The sequence below is a fragment of the Janthinobacterium breve genome (assembly GCF_051380895.1).
Classification (GTDB): domain Bacteria; phylum Pseudomonadota; class Gammaproteobacteria; order Burkholderiales; family Burkholderiaceae_D; genus Janthinobacterium.
Map to the genome: position 1 here is coordinate 39704 of NZ_JBNYXY010000004.1, position 26215 is coordinate 65918.

24 protein-coding genes are annotated in these 26215 nt (G+C 62.8%); 17 read left to right on the forward strand and 7 right to left on the reverse strand.

The window, feature by feature from the left end:
- Positions 1-99: 99 nt before the first annotated feature.
- From ACQ4W0_RS08180 to ACQ4W0_RS08210, 7 genes are all read left to right on the forward strand, one after another.
- Positions 100-1125, forward strand: coding sequence for a LacI family DNA-binding transcriptional regulator (locus ACQ4W0_RS08180; protein WP_436576316.1), 1026 nt, complete (start codon positions 100-102; stop codon positions 1123-1125).
- The gene (locus ACQ4W0_RS08185) at positions 1125-2612 is read left to right on the forward strand and encodes a sugar ABC transporter ATP-binding protein (RefSeq protein ID WP_436576317.1); all 1488 of its coding nucleotides are present in this window, start codon (positions 1125-1127) and stop codon (positions 2610-2612) included. Before ACQ4W0_RS08180 ends, ACQ4W0_RS08185 begins: the two co-directional genes overlap by 1 nt.
- The gene (locus ACQ4W0_RS08190) at positions 2593-3612 is read left to right on the forward strand and encodes an ABC transporter permease (RefSeq protein WP_436576318.1); all 1020 of its coding nucleotides are present in this window, start codon (positions 2593-2595) and stop codon (positions 3610-3612) included. Before ACQ4W0_RS08185 ends, ACQ4W0_RS08190 begins: the two co-directional genes overlap by 20 nt.
- A gap of 61 nt (positions 3613-3673) precedes the next feature.
- Positions 3674-4642: a substrate-binding domain-containing protein gene (locus ACQ4W0_RS08195; protein ID WP_436576319.1), complete on the forward strand. Its 969-nt coding sequence runs from the start codon at positions 3674-3676 to the stop codon at positions 4640-4642.
- Between the two features lie 93 nt (positions 4643-4735).
- On the forward strand, positions 4736-5788 hold the full coding sequence (locus ACQ4W0_RS08200) for a sugar phosphate isomerase/epimerase family protein (RefSeq protein ID WP_436576320.1): 1053 nt from the start codon (positions 4736-4738) through the stop codon (positions 5786-5788).
- 9 nt (positions 5789-5797) lie between these two features.
- Entirely contained in the window at positions 5798-6949 is a 1152-nt protein-coding gene (locus tag ACQ4W0_RS08205; RefSeq protein ID WP_436576321.1) for a Gfo/Idh/MocA family protein, read from the forward strand.
- Positions 6950-6958: 9 nt separating this feature from the next.
- The gene (locus tag ACQ4W0_RS08210) at positions 6959-7267 is read left to right on the forward strand and encodes a 2Fe-2S iron-sulfur cluster-binding protein (RefSeq protein WP_436576322.1); all 309 of its coding nucleotides are present in this window, start codon (positions 6959-6961) and stop codon (positions 7265-7267) included.
- Between the two features lies 1 nt (position 7268).
- On the opposite strand, the gene ACQ4W0_RS08215 is transcribed toward ACQ4W0_RS08210, so the two are convergent.
- A complete protein-coding gene (locus ACQ4W0_RS08215; RefSeq protein WP_070258491.1) occupies positions 7269-7580 on the reverse strand; it encodes a hypothetical protein in 312 nt (103 codons plus the stop codon).
- A gap of 102 nt (positions 7581-7682) precedes the next feature.
- Between ACQ4W0_RS08215 and ACQ4W0_RS08220 the strand changes: the two genes are divergently transcribed.
- Both ACQ4W0_RS08220 and ACQ4W0_RS08225 read left to right on the forward strand, forming a co-directional pair.
- Entirely contained in the window at positions 7683-7952 is a 270-nt protein-coding gene (locus ACQ4W0_RS08220) for a MoaD/ThiS family protein (RefSeq protein ID WP_436576323.1), read from the forward strand.
- A gap of 26 nt (positions 7953-7978) precedes the next feature.
- Positions 7979-9076, forward strand: a complete 1098-nt coding sequence (locus ACQ4W0_RS08225) for a WD40/YVTN/BNR-like repeat-containing protein (protein WP_436576635.1) — start codon at positions 7979-7981, stop codon at positions 9074-9076.
- On the opposite strand, the gene ACQ4W0_RS08230 is transcribed toward ACQ4W0_RS08225, so the two are convergent.
- Positions 9049-9672, reverse strand: coding sequence for a TetR/AcrR family transcriptional regulator (locus tag ACQ4W0_RS08230; protein WP_436576324.1), 624 nt, complete (start codon positions 9670-9672; stop codon positions 9049-9051). The two genes, ACQ4W0_RS08225 and ACQ4W0_RS08230, sit on opposite strands and share 28 nt — an antisense overlap.
- A 169-nt stretch (positions 9673-9841) precedes the next feature.
- Here ACQ4W0_RS08230 and ACQ4W0_RS08235 point away from each other — a divergent pair, with 169 nt between their 5' ends.
- Positions 9842-10885, forward strand: coding sequence for an MBL fold metallo-hydrolase (locus tag ACQ4W0_RS08235; RefSeq protein ID WP_436576325.1), 1044 nt, complete (start codon positions 9842-9844; stop codon positions 10883-10885).
- A gap of 1 nt (position 10886) precedes the next feature.
- On the opposite strand, the gene ACQ4W0_RS08240 is transcribed toward ACQ4W0_RS08235, so the two are convergent.
- Positions 10887-11219, reverse strand: a complete 333-nt coding sequence (locus tag ACQ4W0_RS08240; protein ID WP_436576326.1) for a hypothetical protein — start codon at positions 11217-11219, stop codon at positions 10887-10889.
- Positions 11220-11654: 435 nt separating this feature from the next.
- Between ACQ4W0_RS08240 and ACQ4W0_RS08245 the strand changes: the two genes are divergently transcribed.
- Positions 11655-12665: a substrate-binding domain-containing protein gene (locus ACQ4W0_RS08245; RefSeq protein WP_436576327.1), complete on the forward strand. Its 1011-nt coding sequence runs from the start codon at positions 11655-11657 to the stop codon at positions 12663-12665.
- A gap of 53 nt (positions 12666-12718) precedes the next feature.
- On the opposite strand, the gene ACQ4W0_RS08250 is transcribed toward ACQ4W0_RS08245, so the two are convergent.
- The 3 genes from ACQ4W0_RS08250 to ACQ4W0_RS08260 all read right to left on the reverse strand — a co-directional run bounded on the left by ACQ4W0_RS08250 (position 12719) and on the right by ACQ4W0_RS08260 (position 18718).
- A complete protein-coding gene (locus ACQ4W0_RS08250; RefSeq protein WP_436576328.1) occupies positions 12719-16315 on the reverse strand; it encodes an indolepyruvate ferredoxin oxidoreductase family protein in 3597 nt (1198 codons plus the stop codon).
- A 234-nt stretch (positions 16316-16549) separates the two neighbouring features.
- Positions 16550-17596, reverse strand: a complete 1047-nt coding sequence (locus tag ACQ4W0_RS08255; RefSeq protein ID WP_436576329.1) for a hypothetical protein — start codon at positions 17594-17596, stop codon at positions 16550-16552.
- A 186-nt stretch (positions 17597-17782) separates the two neighbouring features.
- Positions 17783-18718, reverse strand: a complete 936-nt coding sequence (locus tag ACQ4W0_RS08260; protein WP_436576636.1) for a LysR substrate-binding domain-containing protein — start codon at positions 18716-18718, stop codon at positions 17783-17785.
- Between the two features lie 174 nt (positions 18719-18892).
- On the opposite strand from ACQ4W0_RS08260, the gene ACQ4W0_RS08265 reads away from it, so the two are divergent.
- Complete coding sequence (locus tag ACQ4W0_RS08265; protein ID WP_436576330.1) at positions 18893-20119, forward strand: HD-GYP domain-containing protein; 1227 nt, start codon at positions 18893-18895, stop codon at positions 20117-20119.
- Here the strand turns inward: ACQ4W0_RS08265 and ACQ4W0_RS08270 are convergent.
- On the reverse strand, positions 20116-21162 hold the full coding sequence (locus tag ACQ4W0_RS08270; RefSeq protein WP_436576331.1) for a GGDEF domain-containing protein: 1047 nt from the start codon (positions 21160-21162) through the stop codon (positions 20116-20118). The two genes, ACQ4W0_RS08265 and ACQ4W0_RS08270, sit on opposite strands and share 4 nt — an antisense overlap.
- Before the next feature lie 481 nt (positions 21163-21643).
- On the opposite strand from ACQ4W0_RS08270, the gene ACQ4W0_RS08275 reads away from it, so the two are divergent.
- From ACQ4W0_RS08275 to ACQ4W0_RS08295, 5 genes are all read left to right on the forward strand, one after another.
- Positions 21644-21826 carry a Flp family type IVb pilin gene (locus ACQ4W0_RS08275; RefSeq protein WP_034752975.1) on the forward strand — a complete coding sequence of 61 codons (183 nt, stop codon included), beginning with the start codon at positions 21644-21646 and terminating at the stop codon, positions 21824-21826.
- A gap of 52 nt (positions 21827-21878) precedes the next feature.
- Positions 21879-22412, forward strand: coding sequence for an A24 family peptidase (locus ACQ4W0_RS08280; RefSeq protein WP_436576332.1), 534 nt, complete (start codon positions 21879-21881; stop codon positions 22410-22412).
- A gap of 93 nt (positions 22413-22505) precedes the next feature.
- Entirely contained in the window at positions 22506-23879 is a 1374-nt protein-coding gene (locus tag ACQ4W0_RS08285; RefSeq protein ID WP_436576333.1) for an ATP-binding protein, read from the forward strand.
- Positions 23876-24733 carry a Flp pilus assembly protein CpaB gene (cpaB, locus tag ACQ4W0_RS08290; RefSeq protein WP_436576334.1) on the forward strand — a complete coding sequence of 286 codons (858 nt, stop codon included), beginning with the start codon at positions 23876-23878 and terminating at the stop codon, positions 24731-24733. The genes ACQ4W0_RS08285 and cpaB overlap by 4 nt, the downstream gene beginning before the upstream one ends.
- Positions 24734-24765: 32 nt before the next feature.
- The gene (locus ACQ4W0_RS08295) at positions 24766-26199 is read left to right on the forward strand and encodes a type II and III secretion system protein family protein (RefSeq protein WP_436576335.1); all 1434 of its coding nucleotides are present in this window, start codon (positions 24766-24768) and stop codon (positions 26197-26199) included.
- Positions 26200-26215 lie beyond the last annotated feature (16 nt).

Here is a 26215-nt window from a genome sequence, read left to right on the forward strand (position 1 = left end):
GTCCTGCCTGTTTTTTGCGCATTGCAGCATCGATAATGTTTGCATCAGGCGGCGTGCTGGCATATAAATGTAATCGATTACATTTATGTGAAAAACGCCATGCCGCCAGCCGTCCCGTCTTCTTTGCCGACAGAAACCGTCTCCATCAGCGCCGTTGCCGCGCATGCGGGGGTGTCGGTGGCCACCGTCTCGCGCGTGATGAACGAGCAGGCCGGGGTGCGGGCGCCCACGCGCGACAAGGTGCTCGCGTCCGTGGCGGCGCTCGGCTACCGCATGAACCATCTGGCGCGCAGCCTGCGCACGGCCGAGAGCCGCATGCTGCTAACCATGGTGCCGGACGTGGGCAACCCCTTCTATGCGCAGATCGTGCGCGGCATCGACACGGTGGCGCGCGAACACGGCTACTTTGTGCTGCTGTGCGACACGGGCGCCGATGCGGGCCGCGAGCGCTCGTATTTCGACTTGCTGCGCATGCACCGCGCCGATGGCGCCATCTGCCTCGATCCTGACACGGTGCAACATGCGCTGTCGCATGAATCCGTCAGCCTGCCGTGGGTGGCGTGCTGCGAATTCGACCCCGCCGTGGCCGTGCCCTATGTCGGCATCGACAACCACCGCGCCGCATCGGACGCCGTTGCGCATCTGCTGTCGCGCGGCCACACGCGTATCGGCCTGATCAATTCGGATGAACGTTACCTGTACGCGCGGCAACGCCAGCAAGGCTATCTGGACACCCTGGCGGCCGCCGGCTTGCCCGTGCAGCCGCAGTGGGTGCACACGGTGCAAAGCCTCGACTATGAAGCGGGCACGGCCGCCACTTTGCAGATGATGGCCCAGCCCGATGCGCCCACGGCCATCTTTGCCGTCTCCGACACCCTGGCCATCGGCGTGCTGAGCGCGCTGCGCCAGCTGGGCAAGCGCGTGCCTGAAGACGTGGCCGTCATCGGCTTCGACGATATCGCCATTGCCGCGCAGATCGCCCCGGGCCTGACCACCATCGCGCAACCGATGCGCGAGCTGGGCGAGACGGCGGCGCGATTATTACTCCTGCGTTTGGCGGATCCTGCTGCACAGGTACCTGGGGTGTTACTCAACCATAACTTGGTTTTACGAGGGAGTGCATAGTGAGCGTTGCCGTCGGTTTCGAGGGGGTCTGCAAGGATTTCGGCCCCGTGCGCGTCTTGCATGGCGTCAGTTTTACCTTGTCGCCGGGGCGCGTGTATGGCTTGCTGGGCGAAAATGGCGCCGGCAAGTCGACCCTGATGAAAATCCTCGCCGGCTACGAGAGCGTGAGCGAAGGGCAGTTGCTGATCGATGGCCAGCCCCGGCGCTTCGCCAGTTCGCGTGCGGCGGAGCTTGCTGGCATCGTGCTGATCCACCAGGAATTCAACCTGGCCGAGCACCTGACGGTGGCGCAAAACATGTTCCTGGGCCACGAAAAGACGCGCGGCTGGCTGCTGGACGAGGCCGCCATGCGCGAAGAAGCGTCGCGCTATTTGAAACAGGTAGGCCTGGAGGTGTCGCCCGACACAAAAATCCGCGACCTGATCGTGGCTGAAAAGCAGCTTGTGGAAATCGCCAAGGCCCTGTCGCGCCGCGCCCGCTTTTTGATCATGGATGAGCCGACTGCCACCCTGACGTCGTCCGAGACGCAGCGTCTGTTTGCCGTCATGGCGCAGCTGAAGGCGGACGGCGTCACCATCCTGTATATCTCGCACAAGCTCGATGAAGTGGAGCGCAACACGGACGAAGTCATCGTCATGCGCGACGGGCGTTTCGTCACGCGCGAACCGACTGCCAGCCTCACGCGCCAGCAAATGGCGAACCTGATGGTGGGACGCGAACTGTCCGACATGTTCCCCGCGAAAGTGCCGCTGGCGCCGGATGCCCCGATCCTGCTGAAGGTCGATGGCTTGAGCGTGCCCGGCTGGTCGACAGACCTGTCTTTCGAGGTGCGCGCGGGCGAAGTGCTGGGCTTTGCGGGCCTGGTGGGCGCGGGGCGCACGGAATCGTTCGAGGCACTGCTGGGCTTGCGCGCGCGCAGCGCGGGTTTGATCGAGATCAATGGTCAACCCGTGGACATCCGTACCCCCAAGCAGGCCATGCAGCACGGCATGACCTACCTGAGCGAAGACCGCAAGGGCAAGGGCTTGCACGTGAACCTGGGCTTGCGCGAAAACCTCACCATGATGACGATGGAGCGCTATGCGCGGCCGTGGCTCGATGTCAAGGCGGAGAAGCAGGCGCTGGCCAGGGCGGTCGAGGATTTCAATATCCGCACGGGCGACCTGGACAGCCGCGCGCGCATGCTGTCCGGCGGCAACCAGCAAAAGCTGGCGCTGGCGAAATACCTGCATTCGGACCCGCGTGTCGTCGTGCTCGATGAACCTAGCCGTGGCGTGGACGTGGGCGCCAAGCGCGACATTTACTTTTTGATCCACCGCCTGGCCGCCGAAGGGCGCGCCGTGATCGTGATTTCGTCCGAACTGATCGAATTGATCGGCCTGTGCCACCGCGTGGCGGTGATGCGCGCCGGCACCTTGCAAGCCACCCTGTCTGCTGACCACCTGACCGAAGAGGAGTTGATTGCCCATGCAACCGGCACGCACTGACACCACCGTTTCCCCCTTGCCAGCCGCCGTTGCCCGCTTCGGCGCGCGCATCAAGGGCTTTGGCCCCGTGCTGGGCTTGTTAGCTCTGTGCATCGCGGGCACCTTGCTCAATGGCGACTTCGCCACCCTGGATAACTTGATGAACGTGCTCACGCGCACGGCCTTCATCGGCATCATCGCCGTGGGCATGACTTTTGTCATCATTTCCGGCGGCATCGACCTGTCGGTGGGCTCCATGGCGGCCCTGATCGCCGGTTGCATGATTTATTTCATGAATGCGCTGGCGCAAGGGGCGGGTGGCAACCTGGCACCGATCACCATGCTGGTGCTGGGCATCGCCATGGCCTTGATCCTCGGTGCCGGCTTTGGCCTGATGCATGGCTTGCTCATCAGCAAGGGTAATATCGAACCGTTCATTGTTACGCTGGGCACGCTGGGCATCTTCCGTGCCGTGCTGACCTACCTGGCCGATGGCGGCGCGCTGACCCTGGACGCCACCCTGTCCGAGCTGTACAGCCCCGTCTACTACACGAGCGTGCTGGGCGCGCCGATACCGATCTGGATTTTCCTGTTCGTGGCGGCGGCCGGCGCCATCATTCTCAACCGCACCACCTTTGGCCGCCATGTGCAGGCGATTGGTTCCAACGAGCAAGTGGCGCGCTATGCGGCCATCAATGTCGACAGAGTCAAGATCGTCACCTACATGCTGCTGGGCGTGTGCGTGGGCATCGCCACCGTGCTGTACGTGCCGCGCCTGGGTTCGGCCACGCCGACCACGGGCTTGCTGTGGGAACTCGAAGCCATCGCCGCCGTCGTCGTGGGCGGCACGGCCCTGAAAGGCGGAGAGGGGCGCATCGTCGGCACCGTCATCGGCGCCATCCTCTTGTCCGTGATCAGCAATATCCTGAATTTGACCAGCATCATCAGTGTCTACCTGAATGCCGCAGTGCAAGGCGTGGTGATCATCGCCGTCGCCTTCCTGCAGCGAGGCCGCAAATAAAAACACAGCGGCGTTCTGAAAGGGCGGCCAACGGGCGCCCACAACCTTGGAGGAGAGCAGCATGAAGAGCTTTATACGGGTAGCAGGGATGGCAGTGCTGGTGATGCAGGCGTGGGCGCTGCCGATGGGGCCGGCGCAGGCGGCAGACAAGCTGGTCGTCGGCGTGGCCATCCCCACGGCCACGCACAGTTTTACCTCGGGCATCGTGTGGTGGGCGAACCAGGCCAAGGCGGAGCTGGAAAAAGCCCATCCGGGGCTGAAGATCATCGTCAAGACGGCCGCCACGGCGCCCGAGCAGGCCAACCAGCTGCAGGACATGTTGACGGTGAACAAGATCAACACCCTGGTGATCTTCCCCATCGAGTCGGCGTCCCTGACGCAGCCCGTGGCGCAAGTCAAAAACAAGGGTGTGTATGTCACCGTGGTCGACCGCGGCTTGACGAACACGCAGTCGCAGGATGCATACATTGCGGGCGACAACACGGCCTTCGGCAAGCTGCCAGCCGAGTATCTGGCGAAAAGCCTGAATGGCAAGGGCAATATCGTCGTGCTGCGCGGCATGCCGACCACCCTCGACAATGAGCGCTACGATGCGTTTTCTGCCGTCATGAAAGGCCATCCCGAAATCAAGGTGCTCGATGCCAAGTATGGCAACTGGAACCGCGACGATGCCTTCAAGGTCATGCAGGATTATCTGACCCGCTTCAAGCATATCGACGCCGTCTGGGCCGCCGATGACGACATGGCCATCGGCGTGCAAAAAGCCATCGCGCAAGCCAAGCGCACGGACATCAAGCAAGTGTTCGGCGGCGCCGGCGCGAAGGGCGCCGTGAAGAAGATCATGGACGGTTCCGACCCGCTGATCGTGGCCGACGTGTCGTACTCGCCCAAGTTCATGTACGACGCCATCAAGCTGACGACGGAAGCGCGCCTGAAAGGGGAAAAATTACCGGCCAACACCATCATCCCGTCGGTGCTGATCACGCGCGAGAACGCCAAGCAGTTCTACTTTCCGAACTCGCCTTTTTAAATTCTGGGGTCAGACCCCCTCGCCCGCTAGCAATGACCTTTGCGTTAGCGGCATTGTGGGTCTGACCCCGGCTTTATCTAACAGGATATTGACATGAAAACCATCCAGGGCCCGGCCATTTTCCTGGCCCAGTTTCTCGGCGATGCGCCGCCGTTCGATTCGCTCGAACACCTGGCGCAATGGGCGGCCGGCCTGGGCTACAAAGGCTTGCAGCTGCCCACGGCGCCGCGCTTGTTTGATCTGGAACAAGCGGCGGCCAGCCAGCAGTACTGTGACGACGTCAAGGCGCTTCTCGCGCGCCATGGCTTGCAGGTGACGGAATTGTCGACGCACTTGCAGGGCCAGCTGATCGCCGTGCATCCCGCCTATGACGCCCTGTTCGACGGTTTTGCGCCCGAGTACGTGCGGGGCGACAGCGCCGCCCGCACGGCCTGGGCCACGCAGCAGCTGCTGTGGGCGGCCACGGCCTCGCAGCGCCTGGGTTTGCAGGCGCACGTGACGTTTTCCGGCGCGCTGGCCTGGCCCTACTTGTATCCGTGGCCGCAGCGCCCCGCCGGCCTGGTGGAGACGGCATTCGCGGAACTGGCCAAGCGCTGGCTGCCCATCCTCGATGCGTTCGATGCGGCCGGCGTGGACCTTTGCTATGAACTGCATCCGGGCGAGGATTTGCACGATGGCGTGACCTTCGAGCGCTTTCTGGCCGCCGTCAACGATCACCCGCGCGCCTCGATTTTGTACGACCCCAGCCATTTCGTGCTGCAGCAGCTCGATTACCTGGCCTTCATCGATATTTATCATGCGCGCATCAAGGCCTTCCATGTCAAGGATGCGGAATTCCGTCCGAACGGGCGCCAGGGCGTGTATGGCGGCTATGGCGACTGGCAAGACCGCGCCGGGCGCTTCCGCTCGCTGGGTGACGGGCAGATCGACTTCAAGGCGATCTTTTCGAAGATGGCCCAGTACGATTTTCCCGGCTGGGCCGTGCTGGAGTGGGAATGCTGTTTGAAACATCCGGAAGATGGTGCCGCCGAAGGGGCGCGTTTCATCCGCGAGCACATCATCCATGTAGCCGAGCACGCGTTCGACGATTTCGCGGGCAGTGCGGTTGACCAGGATCAAATTCATCACTTGCTTGGCTTGACATAAGGAGACGATATGCAGCGACGCTTACGGTTGGGCATGGTAGGGGGCGGGCAGGGTGCGTTCATCGGCGCCGTGCACCGCATCGCGGCGCGCATCGATGACCAGTACGAGCTGGTGGCGGGCGCCCTGTCGTCCGACCCGGCGCGCGCACAGGCAAGCGGCGCCGCGCTGCACCTGGCGCCCGAGCGCAGCTATTGCGATTACCGCGCCATGGCGCAGGCAGAGGCTGCCAGGGCGGACGGCATCGAGGCGGTGGCCATCGTCACGCCGAATCACTTGCATGCGCCCGTCGCCACGGCGTTCCTGGAAGCGGGCATCCACGTGATTTGCGACAAGCCGCTGGGCATCTCGCTGGCAGAGGGCCAGGCGCTGGCGGCGCTGGCGCAACGCAAAAATCTGCTGTTTGCCCTCACGCATACCTACAGCGGCTACCCGCTGCTGCGCCATGCGAAAGCCATGGTCGAGGCGGGCGAGATCGGCGAGCTGCGCCTGGTGCAAGTGGAATACTCGCAGGATTGGCTGGCCGATGCGATCACGGCCGGTGGCATGAACGAGGGCAACTGGCATAACGATCCGCTCAAGGCGGGCCCCGGCGGCACTTTGTTGGACGTGGGCTTGCATGCGTATCACCTGGCGCAATTCGTCAGCGGACTCACGCCGCACGCCGTGCTGGCGGAACTGTCGACTTTTGTTCCGAATCGCACGCTGGACGACCACGTGCAGGTGATGTTGCGCTATGCGAATGGCGCCAAGGGCACCCTGTGGGCCAGCCAGGTGGCGACCGGTTGCGAAAACACGGTGCGCCTGCGCCTGTTCGGCAGCAAGGCGCAACTGGACTTTGACCAGGAACAGCCGAACCAACTGTGGGTCACGCCGCAGGGTGGCAACCGCCAGATGCTGCGCCCGGGGCGGGTCGACAGTGCTGCCGCGCGCCACGCCACGCGCGTGCCTGCCGGCCATCCGGAGGGTTATCTGGAAGCGTTTGCCCAGCTGTACCTGGATGCGGCCCTGGCCATCCGCGCCCTGCAAGCGGGCTTGCCCGTGCCCAAGGAAGCCAGCTGGCTGCCGACGGTGGCCGATGGCGTGGCGGGCCTGGCCTTTGCCGAAGCCGTGCTGCGCAGCCATGCGGCGGGCGGTCACTGGACCACGCTGGCGGACTGTTAAACTGGGCGCATGAGCGCGCCCCTGAGCATCACCACCTTTACTATCACTATCCTTCCGCAAGGCTGGCAATTCACGGCCGAGGCCGGCACCACCGTGCTGGCCGCCGCCGAGCTGGCCGGTATCCGCCTGCTCAGTTCCTGCCGCAACGGCACTTGTCGTACCTGCCTGTGCCACATGCCCGAAGGAAAGATACGCTACACGGTGGACTGGCCCGGCATCAGCCCCGATGAACGGCTCGATGGCTACATCCTGCCCTGCGTGGCCGTGGCGGAAAGTGATCTTACCGTGCAGGCGCGCGCCGTGCGCACGGGCACCTGAATCACGACGGCTTGCCGCCCTTGAGCCGCTGCAGCAGCGCGTCCACGCTGTCGCTCACGGGCAAGCCGTGGCGGCGCAGCAACTGTACGTGCAATACCAGATTTTCCAGCACCAGCTTGGCCGCCACGGCCAGCAGCGCCAGGTTGCGGTCTTCCGGGCTGAAACTTTCCATCGCATCGGCCATTTCGCACAGGTGATTGGCGATCAGCCCGCGCAATTCCTGCTCGTCGAAAGGCAGGTCGGCAAAATCGATGGGATCGGCCACTTCCACTTCCTGCATCAGCACCGCTAATTCTTCCGGGGTAATCGTCATGCCTGGCCTCCTTGTGTGCTTGCCGCTATTTTAGCGGTAACGCCATTGTATCGTCGGCAAAGCGGACTAGAATGAGTCCAGGCCGACGACGTCGAAGGCAGCATGGCGCACTTGCATTTTACCCAACAACTGGCACGTTTCATCGACGTCCCCACGGTGGAGGTGGCCGCGTTACGGCTGCGCGCCGCACTCGATGCCGCGTTTGCGCAGCAGCCGCGCCTGCGCGGCTACGTGCTCGACGAGCAGGGGGCATTGCGTCGCAACGTGGTGATCTTCATCGATGGCGCGCGCTGCCGCGAACGGCGCGTGCTTGACGACGCCTTGCAGCCCGACAGTCAGGTGTATATCTTGCAGGCACTTTCCGGAGGTTAATCATGGCACCAGGCATGGAACGAGGCATGGGACAACGCGCGTATCTCGGCACCCGCAAGGGCTTGTTCCAGTTCGATGTCGATGCGGCCGGCGCCTGGCAGCTGGCGCTGGTGCAGTTTGCCGGCGACCCCGTTTCCATGCTGCTGCACGATAGCCGCGACGGTACCCTGTACGCGGCCCTGAACCTGGGGCACTTCGGCGCCAAGCTGCACCGCCTGGACAGGGGCAGTGCCACATGGCAAGAAGTCGCCGTGCCCGCCTATCCCGTGAAACCCGAGGACAGCAGCGATACCATCGCCTGGACCCTGCAGCAGGTCTGGTCGCTGGCGGCCGGCGGCGCGGACCAGCCTGGCGTCTTGTGGGCGGGGACCCTGCCTGGTGGCCTGTTCCGTTCCGGCGACCGCGGCGACAGCTGGCAACTGGTCGAGTCCTTGTGGCACGTGCCGCAGCGGGCGCAGTGGTTTGGCGGCGGCTACGACGTGCCCGGCATCCACAGCATTTGCGTCGACCCGCGCGACAGCAGCAAGGTGCTGGTCGGCATTTCCTGCGGCGGCGTCTGGCAAACCAGCGATGGCGGCGCCAACTGGGCCTTGAGCGCGACGGGCATGCGGGCCGACTACATGCCGCCCGAACTCGATGAAAACGAAGCCGTGCAAGATCCGCACCGCATCGTGCGCAGTGCCGGCACGCCCGAGGCGCTGTGGTGCCAGCACCATAACGGCATCTGGCGTTCGCACGATGCAGGCTGGCATTGGCAGGAAGTGACCACGGCGCCGCTGTCGCATTTCGGCTTTGCCGTGGCCGTGCATCCGCGCGATGGCGACATAGCCTGGTTCGTGCCTGCACAGGCTGACGTGCTGCGCATTCCCCTTGACGGCGCGCTGGCCGTCACACGCACGCGCGACGGCGGCAAAACCTTCGACGTCTTGCGCGCGGGCTTGCCGCAGCAGCATTGCTACGACCTGGTGTACCGCCACGGGCTGGCGCTGGCCGACGACGGGCGCAGCCTGCTGATGGCCTCGACCACGGGCGGCGCCTGGTATTCTGGCGATGAGGGCGACCATTGGCAGACGCTGTCTGCCCATTTGCCGCCCGTTTATGCCGTCTGTTTTGCCACGCCGTAGTAGCACAGGAAGATATCGACGGCCAGTTCCGTCACTTCGCGCCGGCGTGCCGGCCCCAGCAGAGGCTCACCCAGGGTGATCTGCGGCCAGAAGGCAAAGGTCTTCAGTGGCGACATTAGCAGATGCGCCACTTCCAGCGTCTCGCCCGCCTTGATGCGGCCATCTTGCTGCGCCGCGCGGATCCAGATATTCAGGCCCGTTTCCTTTTCATTCAGACGCGCCACCATGGCTTGCGCCCGCTCGGGCGAGTGGATGGTTTCGCCAAAGACCACGCGCGCCAGGTCGATGAATGCCGCGTCGCATAGCAAGACCATTTTTTGCTCGACCAAGGCCAGCACCTGTGGGCGCAGCGGCTGGTCGGCAACATAGGGCACTGCTGGCTGGGCCACGCTGCTTTCCCACAGACGCTGCAGGATTTCCGCAAACAGCTCGTCCTTGCTGGGGAAATGGTTGTACACGGTGCGCTTGGAAACGGCAGCCGTGGCAGCGATCTTGTCCATGCTGGTCGCGTCAAAACCGTGCTCGCGAAACTCGGCGATGGCGGCATCGACGATGGCGACGCGCTTGCGGTCAGTGAGGCGTTGCGGTGCGGCCATGGCGGGAAATCTCTTTTGAAAACAATATTTTACACCTCTTGGTTTACTTTGCCAGAAATAGGAACTACACTGTGTAGTGTAATTTAATCCTTGTTAATTCTTTGCCGGGCCGCATATGCACTTGCACCGAGTCGCACGTCGTCTCTTCTTTCTGGGAGTCCTGATCATCATGAGTTCTTGCACCTTGCGCGCCGCGCCTGCCGCGCCGACTGAATCGCCACAACGCCACGAAGGCAAGTTCCGCAATCCCGTGCAGATGCACAAACTGGGTACGGCAGCAACGCTCAAGCTGATGTGGACATTTCTCTTCGATAAGCCCGACAGCACGGTGCCGGCTGCAGCCGTACCCGTGCAAGCCTTGAGCCAGGCGCAGTTGCTGGCCGCACCCGACAACAGCCTGTTTCGCCTAGGCCACTCGACCCTGCTGCTGAAACTGAACAATGAATTCTTCCTCACCGACCCCGTGTTTTCCGAGCGTGCCTCGCCCGTGCAATGGGCGGGACCGAAGCGTTTTCACCAGCCGCCCATCAGCATCGCCGACTTGCCGCCGATCAAGGCCGTGATCCTGTCGCACGACCATTACGACCACCTCGACCATGCCGCCGTGCTGCAACTGGCTGCCAAGACCGAGCACTTCGTCACGCCGCTGGGCGTGGGCGATACCCTGATTGAATGGGGCGTGCCGGCCGCCAAGGTGCAGCAATTCGACTGGTGGCAAGGCACCACGATTGCCGGCGTGAAACTGGTGGCGACGCCATCACAGCATTTTTCCGGACGCGGCTTGTTTGATGGCAATCAAACGCTGTGGGCGTCGTGGGTCATCGATGCGCCGGACGTGCGCGTGTTTTTCAGCGGCGACTCCGGCTATTTCGGCGGTTTCAAGCAGATCGGCGACAAGTACGGGCCGTTTGACGTGACCATGATCGAGACGGGCGCGTATGACAAGCTGTGGCCGGACGTGCACATGCAGCCGGAGGAAACCCTGCAAGCCCACCTGGACTTGCGCGGCAAGTGGCTGATGCCCGTGCATAACGGCACCTTTGACCTGGGCTTACATGCCTGGCATGAACCGTTCGACCGCATTACGGGGCTGGCGGCGAAGCAGGGCGTGAACCTGGCCACGCCGCAGATGGGCGAGGTGGTCGACCTGACGCAGCCGCAGAAGGGTAAAAAATGGTGGCTGGCGATGCTGGAAGAAGAGATGGTTCGGTAATTTACGCCGTCACGTCGATCAGGCGGCCCACGGTCTGGCCATAGCTGTTCAGCTGGGGCGTGCTTTTCGGCGCGGCGGGGGCCGCTTGCTGCGGCACGGCCACCTTGATCGCCTGGTTCAGCTGCGGCGCTTTGACGGCGGCCGGAGCCTCGGCCTCGGCTTGCTGGCTGCTGCGCTGCGTCTGGCTCAGCGATTCCTGTTCTCGCGCCAGCGACTGGCGGCTTTGCGCCAGCTGTTCGCTGTCGCGTTGCACCTGGTTCTGGCTTTGCTCGACGCGTCGCTGCGCCGTGGCCAGCGAGGCTTGCAGATTGTTGACGGACGTCAGCGTGACCACATTGTTCACCTTTGAAAGTATGTCCAGGCGTGCGCAGAAGGGGAAAGGTCAGGCCGGGTGGCGCGACATGTCTGCAGGTAATCTTTACCTGCATCAAGAGTAGGACAAATTCTCGCATAGTGCCAGCTAATTATGCTTTCTTGATAATTTTAGCATGCGCGCCCTGAGTTGCCAAACCGGTATGCCGAAGCTGGCGCCATACCCTTTAAAGTGAGTACACGCTGTCGCTTGCAGCCATTGTTAGTGTGCCATGGCCGCTGCCACACTGCGGACGTAGCAAAAATGGCCGCCATTAAAAGCGACTTTCCAGAGTATCAATATGTTGTTGTTTTTCTACCATTGCGGCGCACGGTAATGCGCGGTCTGCTTGGCGCTCTGGGCTATAATTGACGGTCAGAGTTGGTTTCTTTTGCCATACAGACAGGTAGTTAACACATGAATCTCAAGAGCCTCGCAATTGCCCTCGGCATGTCGAAAACGACAGTCAGCAGGGCGTTGAACGGCTATCCGGAAGTCAATTCCCGCACCCGTGAAATCGTCCTGGCCGCCGCCAAGAAAGTCGGCTACCGGCCCAACCCGCTGGCGCGCAGCCTGGCCGTCGGCCGCACCAATGTGCTGGGCATGATCTATCCCCTGCTGCCCAGCGACCTGGGCGACAGCGTCTTTCTTTCCGTGGTGAATGGCATGTCCGACGCCGTCGAGGCGTCGAAGATGAGCCTCATCATCGCCCCCGTGTCGCCGCAGAATGAACAGCCCTCGTATGAAACCATGGTGCGCGGGCGCCAGGTCGATGGCCTGGTGGTGGGCCGCACCAAGGTGGTCGATGAACGCATCGCCTACCTGACGAAGGTGGGCTTTCCCTTTGTCGCGAATGGCCGCACACGCATCGACGCGCCGTACGCATATTTTGACTACGACAACGATACGGGTATCGACTTGGCGGTGTCTTTCCTGGCTGCACACGGCCACCAGCGCATCGCGTTGTTGAGTGCGCCGCTGGATTTGCATTTCGCCTACGAGCGCAAGGAAAGCTTTATCCGCTGCATGGCGCAGGCGGGGTTGCCGCTGGATCCCCACTATTTGCTCGACAATACTTTCGACCGCCGCAGCGGCTACCAGGCCATGCAGCAATTGCTGGCCTGCTCGCCCCGTCCCACGGCCGTCATCGTCGATAATCACCTGTCCGGCGTGGGCGTGGTGCGCGCGCTGATGGATGCGGGCATCGAGATTGGCAAGGAAATCTCCGTCATTGTCTGGGGCAATGTGGAAGACACCTTGATTGGCATCAACGTCACCACCATAGCCCAGCCCGACCTGCGCCGCGCCGGCGCCAAGATGGTCGAGATGCTGCAATCCTTGCTGGCCGGTACGCCGCCGGAAAAGCTGCAGGAAATCTGGCAACCGGTGCTGTTGCCGGGAGCGACGGTGGGACGCTGCCCGGATTGATAAAAAAAGACGCAGAGCCGAGGCTCTGCGTTTTTCATTGCCCTACCGGTTTGCTAGGCCGCGTGTTTCGTTCCATCGGCCAGCACAGCCAGTAGTCTCGCTTTTTCCTGGCGGTAGGTGGCGACGGTCGCTTCCTTGACGTGGCCGAAGCCGCGGATTTTCTCGGGCAGCGAGGCCAGTTCCACGCAGGTAGCCAGGTTCTCCGCCGTCAGGTTGACTAGCAGGCCAGCCAGCAGTTCGCGGTAGTCGACGATCAGCGCGCGTTCCATCTTGCGTTCGGCCGTGTAACCGAAGACGTCAAACGCGCCGCCGCGCAAGCCCTTGGCTTTCGCCAACAGCTTGAAGGCACGCCACATCCAGGAACCGAACTCCGCTTTCACCAGATGCCCTTTCGCATCCTTTTTCGCGAACAGCGGCGGCGCCAGGTTGAATTTCACGGAGAAATTCCCTTCGAATTGCTGCTGCAATTGCTCCACGAAACGGCCATCTGTGTACAGGCGCGCCACTTCATACTCGTCCTTGTAGGCCAGCAATTTGAAATAGCTTTTCGCCACGGCCGTCGACAGCTTCTGGCTCAGTCCCAGAGTATTCTCGCGGTCGCGCACCTGTTTGACCAGGGTCAAATAACCGTCCGCATACGCAGCGTTCTGGTAGGCGGTGAGGAACTCCACGCGCTTCTTGATCACGCTATCGAGGCTTTGCGGCATTTGCACGATGATCGCTTGCGATGGCGTGGCGATCTGTGTCACTTTGCGCACGTCGACGGCGGCGCGACGGCCCCACAGGAAGCTCTTCTTGTTTGACTCGATGCCCACGCCATTGAGTTCGATGGCGCGCAGCAGCGCCGCTTCCGTCAACGGGATGCGACCCTTTTGCCAGGCATAGCCGAGCATGAACAGGTTGGCGGCGATCGAGTCGCCCATCAGCGCGGTCGCCAGTTTGGTCGCGTCGATGAAGTCGGCCGCGTCGGCGCCGCCCACGGATTCCTCGATCAGCTGGCGCACTTCCGCCGTTGGATATTGCCAGTCGGCATTTTGCGCGAACGTGCCCGGCGGTTGCTCATGCAGGTTGACGACGGCCAGGCTGCGGCCCGGGCGCATTTTCGACACGGCATCCTGCGCGCCGGCCGTCAGCATGTCGCACCCTAAAATCAGGTCCGCTTCGCCCGTGGCGATGCGCTGCGCGCGGATGTGGGCAGGCGACTTGGCGATTTTCACGTGCGAGGTGACGGAACCGTTCTTTTGCGACATGCCCGTCATGTCCAGCACGGAAGCGCCCTTGCCTTCCAGGTGGGCCGCCATGCCCATCAGGGCGCCCACGGTGATGACGCCCGTGCCGCCGATGCCATTGATCAGGATGTTGTACGGCGCGTCACAAGCGGGCAGGGTAGGTTCCGGTAGCGGGCCGAAGTTGTCCGTTTCGCCCGGCTTGCCGGCGCCCGTCTTGGTCTTCTTCAGGCTGCCGCCTTCGACGGTGACGAAGCTGGGGCAAAAGCCCTTGGCGCACGAATAATCCTTGTTGCACGAGGATTGGTCGATGGTGCGCTTGCGGCCAAATTCCGTTTCCTTCGGCAAGATCGACACGCAATTCGACTGCACGCCGCAGTCGCCGCAGCCTTCGCAGACGGCGTCGTTGATGACCATGCGTTTGGCAATGTCCGGATACTCGCCTTTCTTGCGACGCCGGCGTTTCTCTGCCGCGCAGGTCTGGTCGTAGATCAGCACGGACACGCCTTGCACCTCGCGCAATTCGCGCTGCACGGCATCCATGTCCTTGCGGTCGTGCAAGGTCAGGTGGGCGGGCAGGTTGCTGCGGTCGCTGTAGCGCGACAGATCCTCCGTGACCAGCGCGATGCGGGCGATGCCTTCGGCCGCCACTTGCTGCGCCATCATGGGCACGGTAATCAAGCCGTCCACGGGCTGGCCGCCCGTCATGGCGACGGCGTCGTTGTACAGAATTTTATAGGTGATGTTCACCTTGGCCGCCTGCGCGGCGCGGATGGCCAGGTAGCCCGAGTGGAAATACGTGCCGTCGCCCAGGTTCTGGAAGACGTGCGGCAGTGTGGAAAACGCGGCTTGACCGATCCACGGTGCGCCTTCGCCGCCCATGTGCGTGGTCAGCTTGTTCATTTCCGGGTAGATCGACGTCGCCATCACGTGGCAGCCGATGCCGGCCAGGGCCAGGCTGCCGTCGGGCACCTTGGTCGAGGTGTTGTGCGGGCAGCCGGAGCAGTAAAACGCGGGGCGAAATGGCGTATTCACGGCCTTTTTCAGGACGGCATCCTTGGCGTCGAGGAAACTCAGTCGTGCCTTGATCAGGTCGCAGGTGACGGGGTCGGAAATCAGGCGCGCGATGCGGCTGGCGATGACACGCGCTACTTGCGAGACGGAAAAATCCGCCTTCGACGTCAGCAGCCATTCGCCGCGCGGCGCCACCCATTCACCTTTTTCGTCGAACTTGCCGATGACTCTGGGGCGCACATCGTCGCGCCAGTTGTAGAGTTGTTCTTTCAACTGATATTCGACGATCTGCCGCTTCTCTTCTACCACGAGAATTTCATCGAGACCTTGCGCAAATTCACGCACGCTGTCCGGTTCCAGCGGCCACGGCATGGCCACCTTGAACAAACGCATGCCGACGTCGGCCGCCATCTGCTCGTCGATGCCCAGTTCTTCAAGCGCTTCCAGTACGTCCAGGTAGGACTTGCCGGAAGCGATGATGCCCAGCTTGGCGTTCGGGCTGTCGATGGTGGTGTGGTTGAGCTTGTTTTCGCGCGCGTAGGCCAGGGCCGCATAGATCTTGTAGTCCTGCATCAGCGCTTCCTGGTTGCGCGCCTGCTGGCCCAGCGGGATGCTCGACAGACGCGCGTTCAGGCCGCCTTCGGGCATGATGAAGTCTTGCGGAATCTTGACTTCCACGCGGAACGGGTCGGCATCGATGGAGGCCGACGATTCGACCGTGTCGGCCAGCGCCTTGAAGGCCACCGTGCAGCCGGAAAAGCGCGACATGGCCCAGCCGTGGATGCCCAGGTCCAGGTATTCCTGCACATTGCACGGGTACAAGACGGGAATCATCGAGGCGGAAAACAGATGGTCGGACTGGTGCGGCAGGGTCGACGAGTACGCGCCATGGTCGTCGCCGGCCACCAGCAGCACGCCGCCCAGTTTGGATGTGCCCGCATGGTTCATGTGCTTGAAGACATCGCCGCAGCGGTCCACGCCCGGGCCCTTGCCGTACCACATGGCGAAGACGCCGTCGTACTTGGCCGGGCCGATCAGGTCCACCTGCTGCGAACCCCAGACGGCCGTGGCCGCCAAGTCTTCGTTGACGCCGGGCACGAACTGCACGTGGTGCGCTTCCAGCTGCTTCTTGGCTTTCCACAGGTTTTCATCGAGGCCGCCCAGGGGCGAACCGCGGTAGCCGGAAATGAAGCCGGCCGTGTTCAATCCGGCGGCCTGGTCGCGCAGACGCTGCATCATGGGCAGGCGCACGAGGGCCTGGATGCCGGACAGGAAGATGGCGCCGGAAGTGGCCGTGTATTTGTCGTCGAGGCTGACGCTGGTCAAACGGGATGTGTCGGGGGGCGTAGATGGCGCGGCACCGGCGTTTCTAGCGAACGCTGCGGAGCCGTTTTCCGTGGTCACGGACATGGCTGTCTCCAAAAGGGTGTTTCAGATAGCGGCTGTACAAGGTCGCGCCCGGTAAGGCGCGCGCTGTGCAGACGGGATGGCCGCGTGTGGGCGGCACATAACTATTTTAAATTTAAAATAGTTAATGTGGTCAGTGTAGAACGGGGGGGCGGAAGGGGCAAATACGGTTTGGCGATGGGGGTATAAGAAAAAATGATATGGCGGGCCAGCCGCCATTTGGGGAGACGCGAGGACTCAGGGCTGGGTCCAGAAAACGGGACGGGGCCGTTGCGGGTGGGAGGCGGGCGTCGCTTCCGGCAAGAGCAGATTGGTCGATTTCAGGGCCAGTGCCAGGGCTTCTCCGGCATCGATTCTGTCCACCTTCGCCTTGTTGAACATCCCCTTGGATAAACGCAGATACACGGGCGCGCCGCCGGCCTGGATCTCCACGCTATACGGTTCTGTCGTGAACGAGATGTCGTACTTCCCGGGGACTAATTGCAAGGCAACGTAGCTCCTGTAGACGGCATTGTAAAAGGTGAAACTGGTTTTTTTCGGCAAGTGTGGCGCCTTCAGATCGTAAAGGCGCCCCACGTAGGCGTCGCTGCTGTGCTTGCTGCTGTTGTTGTAGTCGTTGAAGATGATCAGGTTGGCTTTCGTGCCCAGGGCCGTGCCGGGAGGGGCGATGGCGGAGTCAGCTTCCAGCGCCGTGCTGCGCAGCACGCCGGCGGCGTCGCCGAGCTGTGCCCGGTTTTCTGCCAGCACGGGAATGAGCGCCGTGGAGATCGCCTGCGCGCCCAAGCTCGGGCCCGTCTTTTCGTCATAGCGGTCGGAGAAGATGGAATTGGAGATATTCTGGATCGAGTGCCAGATCAACTTGTTGTCGAGGCGGTCAACGACGGCGATTTCGCTGCTCATGGTGAAGGAAAAAACGCAGGCGATGAAGCTGCAGCTCGACGTAGAAGTGACGTTCTCGATATGCCAGTTGACGAGGGCGGCATAGCGGCGTCCCGTCGGGCTGGCTGGCAATGCCTGCACGGTGGCCAGGGCGGAAGGCTGCTTCGCGCTCGACAGCGTGGGGATGAACGCCAGCTTTTGCGCGGGATCGGCGGCCGCTTCCATCAGGGCGCGGCAAGTCCAGCTATGCAGCATTGACGTATTATCTTTTGCTAAGACTTGACCGAACAGATTCTTGCCGGTGGCTGGCGTGCATTCTTCCGGCGACATGAAGACGACGACGTCGATATCCTCACTCTTGATAGGCTGCGTGACGTCGCGCAGCAGCAATTCGAAGGCGGGCATGGATTTTTCTGGTCCGCCGGCCATGGCGCTATGCCATGCGCCAAGGGCGCCCGTGCAGACAAACAGGAAAGACAAGAGAGGGCGAAGGTATGGCATAAGGCATTATTGCGAAATAGATAATGCGGTATGATATTTCTTTATGGAAATAATTGATAGTATTTTTGGTATGGCGATGCGCAGACGATGCTATGCGGACAGCACATGCGCCCCCACCCAACGCCCGCTGCCGCACAGCTCGGCGGCCACTTGCAGCACGAGGTTTTTTACGGCGTTGCCTGCATTCGTCAGGGGAATGTTCTTCGACGCGCACAGGGCCACTGTGCGCGACAGCACGGGGCTGTGGATGGCATAGCTGCGCATGACGCCGCTGTCCAGTTCGGCCAGCAGGGGCGCGGCCGGCAAGATGGTGGCGCCCATGCCGGCCAGGATGGCCGATTTCAGGATGGCGATCGAGTTGATCTCGATCACGTTTGCCGTCTCCAGGCCCAGTTCGCGCGCGCGGCTGTCGATGCGCGGCCGCACGCCATGCTGCAGGCCCGGCAGGATCAGGGTGGCGCTCAGTGCCTGCGGGAACGACACGGCATGGCCGGCGGGCGCGAATGGCGAATCGCTGCGGCAGATAAAACGCATCTCTTCTTCCACCAGCGGGCTGCAGGCAAACGGCGTGAGCTGGCCATCGTCGAACAGCACAGCCAGGTTGATGCGGCCCGATTTCAATTGTTCGTTCAGGTTACCCGTAATTTCTTCCGTCAGTTGCAGGGTGATTTCGGGGTAGCGCTCGCGCGCAGCCAGCAGCAAGGGCAGGGCCAGGGCGCCGGAGATGCTGTGCGGCAAGCCGAGGGTGACATTGCCGGACGGCCGCGTGGCGCTTTGCGTGACGGCCGAACGGGCGTCGGTCACCTGTTTCAGGATCGCTTGCGCGTGTTCGTAAAACACCTTGCCCGCGTCCGTGCTGAGCACGCCCTGGGCCGAGCGGTGCAGCAGCTGCACGCCCAGTTCTTCTTCCAGCTGGCGCAGCTGCTGCGTCAAGGCCGGCTGCGCCACATGCAGGATCAGAGCCGCGCGCGACAGCGAGCCGTGGTCGACGATGGCAACAAAGTAGCGTAATTGGCGCAGTTCCATGGGTCCCAAAGCGGTGCGTGCGCCATTGCCCGGCAAGGGTGCCGACAACAGCGCGGTGAGCGGAAAAAACAGGGTGTTGCGCCGCAGCGCCGAACGCGGCCAGCAGAATAACAATTTTGTTATACTCATTCTAGCGCCTTCGGTGCTCCAGACGCGTATTTGTGGGATGACAGCATGCTCAAGAAAGTTGATTCGTCTCAATTAAAAGTGGGCATGTACGTCCATGACCTCAGCTGCGACTGGATGACGCATCCGTTCGTGCGCAACCGTTTCCTGTTGCGCAGCGATGATGAAATCCGCAAGATCGTGCAGGCCGGCATCCATGACGTGGTGATCGACAGCGGCAAGGGCCTCGACGTGCAGGATGCGCCCACGGTGGCGCAGGCGCGGGCCGAGACGGAACGCGAACTGGTGCAGATCGCCACTCCGCCGCAGGTGGTTACGCGCGTGTCGCTGGGCATGGAACTGGCGCGCGCCACACAGGTGCGGCGGCAGGCATCGAGCCTGGTGCGCACGGTGATGGCTGATGTGCGCCTGGGCAAGGCCGTCGAGATCGACCGCGTGCAGCACACGGTGCAAGATATCACCGAATCGATCTTGCGCAATCCCGGCGCCCTCGTCGGCTTGTTGCGCATCAAGAACAAGGACGACTACACCTTCTTGCATTCCGTCAGCGTGTGCGCGCTGCTGGTGGCGTTTTGCCGCTCGCGGGGCGTCGATGGGGTCACCACGCACCAAGCCGGCCTGGGCGGCTTGCTGCATGACACGGGCAAGGCGCTGGTGCCCGACAGCGTGCTGAACAAACCCGGTCCCCTGACGCCGGAAGAATTTGCCCTGATCAAGCGCCATCCGCGCGATGGCTACGATATCCTGCGCCGCTCGCCCGAGGTGGGCGCCATTCCCCTCGACATCGCCCTGCACCACCATGAGCGGCGCGACGGCAGCGGCTACCCGGACCAGCTGGCCGGTGACGCCATCAGCGAGCTGGCGCAGATGGCCGCCATCGTCGACGTGTATGACGCGCTGACGTCCGACCGCAGCTATCACAAGGGCATCGCCGCCGCCGAAGCCTTGCGCAAGATTTATGAGTGGAGCAAATTCCATTTCAATCCCGTGTTTGCGCAGGATTTCATGCGCTGCGTGGGGATCTATCCGGTCGGCACCATGGTGATGCTGGAATCGGGCCGCCTGGCCGTCGTCATCGAGGCGCACGAGAGCAATCTGCTGGCGCCGAAGGTGAATGTGTTTTTCAGTACGAAGAGCAATGCCTACATCAAGCCCGAGACAGTCGACCTGTCGCGCGGCTTTGGTTTTGGCGGCGGCGACAAGATCGTCGGCCATGAGTCGGCTGCCAAGTGGCAGGTCGATCCCATGCGCTTTCTTTCCCTCGCGGACGCCTAGAAAAATTCCGCAGTATCGTTCGAGGCGATAGTCGTTAACAGGCCCTTGGCGACCAGCTCGTCATAGTGGCAAGCCAGGTTGCGGCCATGGCTTTTCGCGTAGTACAGGGCCTGGTCGGCGCGGCCGAGAATGATGACGGGCGCCTCGTAGGCGTTGATGCTGACGAAGCCCACGCTGACGGTGACTCTGCCCACTTGCGGGAAGTTATGCGTTTCGACATTGGTGCGGAAGCGGTCGATGATTTTCTGCGCATTTTCCAGGGTGATCGAGCGCAGCAGCACGACGAATTCCTCGCCGCCGAAGCGGAAGATGCGGTCTTGCGAGCGGAACGACGATTGCAGCTGGTTGGCGATCAGGATCAGCACTTCATCGCCATACAGGTGGCCAAATTTATCGTTGACCAGTTTGAAATGATCGACGTCGATCACGGCCAGCCATTGCCGTTCCGTGTCCGTATGGTGGCGCCGTTCTTCATCGACGGGTAGCGGCTTCTCCGCTTCCGGTTCGCCGCGGCTTTGCAGGATTTTCGCCAGCTGGTCGTCGAAGGTCTTGCGATTCAACAAGCCGGTGAGCGAATCGCGTTCGCTGTAGTCGAGCAGGTTCTGGAAATTGCGGTACACGCTGACGATGCCGCCGATTACCTGAATGGTGGCGCCCGTGTACGGCGTGGGGTTGGTGATTTCCAGGCAGGTGGTGACCTGGTCGCCGATCCAGATGGGCAGCCACAGCAGGTGGCGGCCGTCGGCGCACAGGGTATCGGCGCTCGCTTCATGGCGCGCGATGCAGGCGGCCAGCGCCGGATAGTCCGACAGCGGTTCACCCGGCAGCGCCGGGTCGGGATTGTCTTCCATGCGGGCCACGCTGCCCGCCACGATAATGGCCCGCGACCGCACGAACACCTGGCCACGCACGGTGGTCATTGCCAGCACACGGGTCTGCGACGCGGAAGCGAGCTCTTGAACTGCCGAGATCACGGAGATGTCGAGCATCGTATGGTCGCGGTGCCCGGTCATGTCCACCATGTGTTTCAGTAGGGAATCCATTGTCGATCTCTGGAAAGTAGTCACACAAGTGTCGTCATAGCAGCATTGCATCAAGCAAGAGCATGTTCGCGTCCGTCTACAAGAAGCCAAGATTTATTTGGTGGCATGACGCTCTTTACCGCAGGGCGAGAGGCCTTTCCAAAGAAGAGCTAAGCAGGATAATGTCTTTTTGCCTAATAGGCAATTAACGTATGCAATATTTCATGTAAATACATGAGATTCATGCACTGCGTTGCAAAAAACTTGCGTTGACGAAGGCTTTCAATCCTGATCGCAACATTTGTTTGCATCAGCCGTCATTTCAACAAGGTTTGATAATTTCCATGTGGAAACTTGTGGCGCGTCAATTTGCCAAAATATGGACGCTTTATAGTCAATGCAATGGCGCAGAAATTTACGGCAGGAAACATATTAGCAGGAATGGGCAATGTTTCACACCCGATTGCGCCAGGGACTTGTGATTCACTTTTGGGAGCTTGTCATGCATACCTTCCTGTCGGCAGTACAGCAGTTTGTCAAGGATGAGGATGGCATTACGGCAATCGAATACGGCTTGATTGCGGCCTTGATGGCTACCGCCATCACGGCCGGTTTCTTGCTGATCAAGACCAACTTGCTGGCCGTCCTCACCGACATTTCGTCGAACCTGGTGTTGACGCCCTAAGCGGGTACCCGCCGCTGGCCGGCCGGTGGCGGGTTTTTTCGGGAGGTGTGCCATGCCTGCAACTGCCTTGTGCGACCTGCTGTTGTTGTGCTTTGTGACGGGGGCTGCCGTCAGTGATTTGATATGCCGCAAGATACCGAATGGTTTGGTGCTGTCCGGCATGCTGGCCGCGCTGGCCTTGCACCTGTGGCTGTGGCCGCAAAGCGTGCCGTCGTTGTGGCTGGGCGGCATGGCGACGGGCTTCTTCTTGTTTTTGCCTTTATACGTGCTGCGCGGCATGGCCGCCGGCGACGTCAAGCTGATCGCCATGGTGGGCGCCTTTGCCGGTCCCTGGCCCGTGCTGCAGATCTGTTTCGCCACCTTTGTGCTGGGCGGCCTGATGGCCGTGCTGATGATCACGTACCAGGGCAAGTGGCGCGCCTGCCTGGGCAATCTGCGCCAGCTGCTGTGGCCAATGATTGCGCGCATGGCCGGCATCCCGCTGGCGCCCGCCGCACTGGGCAGCGGCGCCAGCGTGGGCAACATGCCGTACGGACTGGCCATTGCCCTGGGCTGCCTGGTGGTGCAAGGGCGGCATTATTTCTGATTGTTATTCATTGCTCTGAATCAATGGGCGCCAGTCCCCGCTGGCTAGAATGAATTCTGTTCAATGCAGTCTTAACCGGCTTGGAGACACAGGATGACCGAGGTCGACTATTCCATGAGCACCGAGAGTACGCCGCGCCCCGCCGACGCGAACCTGATGCCGCCCTTGCCGCCGCAGCCAAAGAGCTTGCGCGAAACGGGCCTGGAGCGGCCGCTGGTGGTCGAACTGATCGCCAAGCTGATGTTTGTGGGCGGCAAGACGCACCTGTCCGCACTGACGACGCGCTTGCGCCTGTCGATCAATGTCTTGCGTGAAGTACTCGATTTCATGGTGGCCGAGCAGATGGCCGAAGTGGCCTGGCGCGGCGAATCCGATATCGACGTGCAATACCAGCTGACGGGTGCCGGCAAGCAGCGTGCCAGCGCCTTCCTCGAGCGCTGCGCGTATATCGGCGCCGCCCCCGTCACCCTGGAAGCGTACCGTGCCATGGTGGCGCGCCAGTCGTGGCTGGCGCAGGAACAGCGCGTGGGCAGCGATGACCTGGCCGCCGTGCTGGGCAGTGCCCATGCGGGACCGGGCATGCTCGATGTGGTGGGTGCTGCCCTGCATTCGGGGCGCTCGCTGCTGCTGTACGGTCCGCCCGGCAGCGGCAAGTCGACCCTGGCGCTGCAACTGGGCCAATTGCTGCACGGGCTGGTCGCCGTGCCGTACGCCATCGTTGTCGGCCAGGACATCATTCAATTGTACGATCCTGCCCAGCACCTGCCGCCCGCGCCGCAGCATGTCAGCCATGCGCGCCAGGCGCTGGAGCGGCGCAGCACCGACATCCGCTGGGTGCTGTGCCAGCGTCCCGTGATCCATGTGGGCGCCGAGCTCGACGCTGGCATGCTGGAGCTGCGCCATGACGCCAGCGGCGGCTGCTACCAGGCACCGCCCCATGTGCGGGCCAATAACGGCATGCTGATCATCGACGACCTGGGCCGCCAGCGTCTGGGCGCGCAAGAGCTGCTGACGCGGCTGATGCAGCCGCTGGCGCGCGGCAGCGACCAGCTGGGCTTGCCCGGCGGCGTGCAGATCAGCGTGCCGTTCGACAGCGCCCTGGTGCTGGCCACGAATGTGCCGCCGGGCGAGTTGTTCGATCCTGCCTTGCTGCGCCGCATCGGCTACAAGGTGCAGGTGGGGCCGCTGGCCGAGAGCGCCTATCGCGCCCTGTTCCGCCAGCAATGCCGCCTGGCCGGCATGGCCATCGATGAACTGGCCGTGAACCACCTGCTGCAGCTGCATGGCGCGCAGGGACGGCCCTTGCTGGCCAGCTATCCGCAGGAATTGCTGACGCGCATAGGCGACTTTGCCGGTTTTGCCGGCTGTGAAGCGCGCCTGACGGTGGCCGCCCTGGAGCAGGCCTGGAACAGCCTGTTTGCCAGCTGCGACATGCCGGCCGCCAGCCTGTGCGAGCGCATCGCATGAAAAACCGGCGCGCCCTGCTGATGATGGCCCTGGCGGTGGTGCTGGGCCTGCTGGCCGTGTTGCTGGCCTCGCACTGGCTGCTGCGCCAGACGCCGGCTGGCAAGGGCAAGATCGTCGTCGCCGCCAGCGATGTCAACCTGGGCCAGCGCCTGACGCCCGAGATGCTGCGCCTGGCTGTATGGCCGGCGGAAAGCTTGCCGCAAGGCGCGCTGCAAGACCCGGCGACACTGGCAGGACGGGTGCTGAAAACCAGCGTGCTGCGCGGCGAGCCGCTGAGCGAAGCCAAGCTGGCGCCGGTGGGCACCCTGGGCGGCCTGTCGGCCCTGATCACGGAAGGGCGGCGCGCCATCACCGTGCGCGTCAACGATGTGATCGGCGTGGCCGGCTTCGCCTTGCCGGGCAACTATGTCGACATCATCGTGAGCACCCAGCAGGATGCCGGCGAGCGCGCGTTTCCGCAAAGCCGCAACATTTCCAAGATCGTCCTCGAACGCATCCTGGTGCTGGCTGTGGCGCAGGAAGTGGGGCGCGACGAGACCAAGCCGCGCGTGGTCAATGCGGTGACCCTGGAAGTGACGCCGGAACAGGCCGAAAACCTGGACCTGGCGCGCAGCGTGGGCAGCTTGTCGCTGGTGCTGCGCAACCAGGTGGACCCGCAGCCGGGCGTGACGGCGGGCGCGACCAAGCTGACCCTGCTGGGCGGACCGCACGAAGCCGAGCCCGCTCCCACCATCGCCGTGCCTGTGCCTGCCGCCGCGCCGCGCCCCGTGCGCGTGGCGAAGGCGCCGCTGGAGTCGCCGCGCCAGTGCAGCGGTGTCATCGACGGGACGCGCCAGTCGCGTGAATGTTTTTAGCCTTGTTACCTAGCTCAACCATGGACACGCTCATGAACCGCGCCCTGCTGACACTGTGCTGCCTGCTGTTGCCGCTTGCCGGCGCGGCGGCCGATCCTGGCCCGCGCTGCGGCGGAGAAGCGGCTACACCCGGCAACTTGCAGCTGCAGGTGGGCAAGTCGAGCATGCTGCGCCTGCCCGAGGCAGTGCTGGCCCGCAGCGTCGGCAATCCGGCCGTGCTGCAAGCCATGCTGGTGGCGCCCGACACCCTGTACGTGGTGGGCGTCGATGTGGGCAGCACGAATATGATCATCCAGGGACGCAGCGGCGTGTGCAGCGTGGTGAACGTCAGCGTCAGCATGGACCCGGCCGGCTTGCAAGCGACCCTGGCGGCCCTGATGCCGGAAGAAAAGGCCATCCGCGTGACGGCCGTGGCCGATACCCTGGTGCTGTCGGGCACGGTGCAGGATGCGGGCGCCGTGCTGCGCGCCGTCGAGCTGGCACACGCCTATGTGCGGCGCGCAACGCCGCCGCTGGCGCTGCCGAAGCCCGCCGATGGCGCTGCCTTGCCGGTGGTGGCCACGGTGCCCGGTGGCGGCGCGGGTGGCGCGAACAGCCGCGTCATCAATATGCTCGACGTCAGTGCGCCGCAGCAAGTGATGCTGGCCGTGCAGATTGCCGAAGTGTCGAAGTCCCTGCTGGAGCGTCTGGAAGTGGGCGCCACTCTGCGTTTTGCGTCCGGCAGCTGGGCTACCACCTTGCTGTCGAATTTCCTCAGCGGCACGGCCAACGGCTTGCTCGACGTGCGCAAGTCGAATGGCCAGCAGCTGACCATCGAGGCGCAGAAACAGGATGGCCTGGTGCGCATCCTGGCCGAGCCGACGGTGATGGCGATCAGCGGGCAGGAAGGCAGTTTTTTGGCCGGCGGCAAGATCTTCATTCCCGTCGGCCAGGACAACAACAAGATCACGCTGGAAGAGCGCGAATATGGCGTCGGCCTGCGCTTCACGCCCACCGTGCTGTCGGGCGGGCGCATCAATTTGAAGGTGGCGCCGGAAGTGTCGGAACTGTCGCGCGAGGGCGTGGGCATTTCCGCCGCCGGTGTCAGCGGCCGCTCGATCCTGCCTGTCATCACCACGCGGCGCGCCTCGACCACGGTGCAGCTGTACGACGGCCAGAGCTACGCCATCGGCGGCTTGATCAAGAACAACCAGGTGAGCAATATCGCGGGCGTGCCCTGGCTCAGCGAAGTACCGATCCTCGGCGCGTTGTTTCGCAGCACGGATTTCCAGCATGACCGCACGGAATTGCTGTTCGTCATTACCGCGCACCTGGTGAAACCCTTGCCGGCCGACGCCGTGCTGCCGACGGCGCAGCTGGCGCCCCCTTCGCGCACGGACTTGATGTTGGGCGGCAAGATGGAAGGGACGCTGGCGCCGCCGCCCGTGCCGACACTGCGCGCGGTCTATGGTTTCGAGCTGAAATGAGACGGGGAGAGATGCC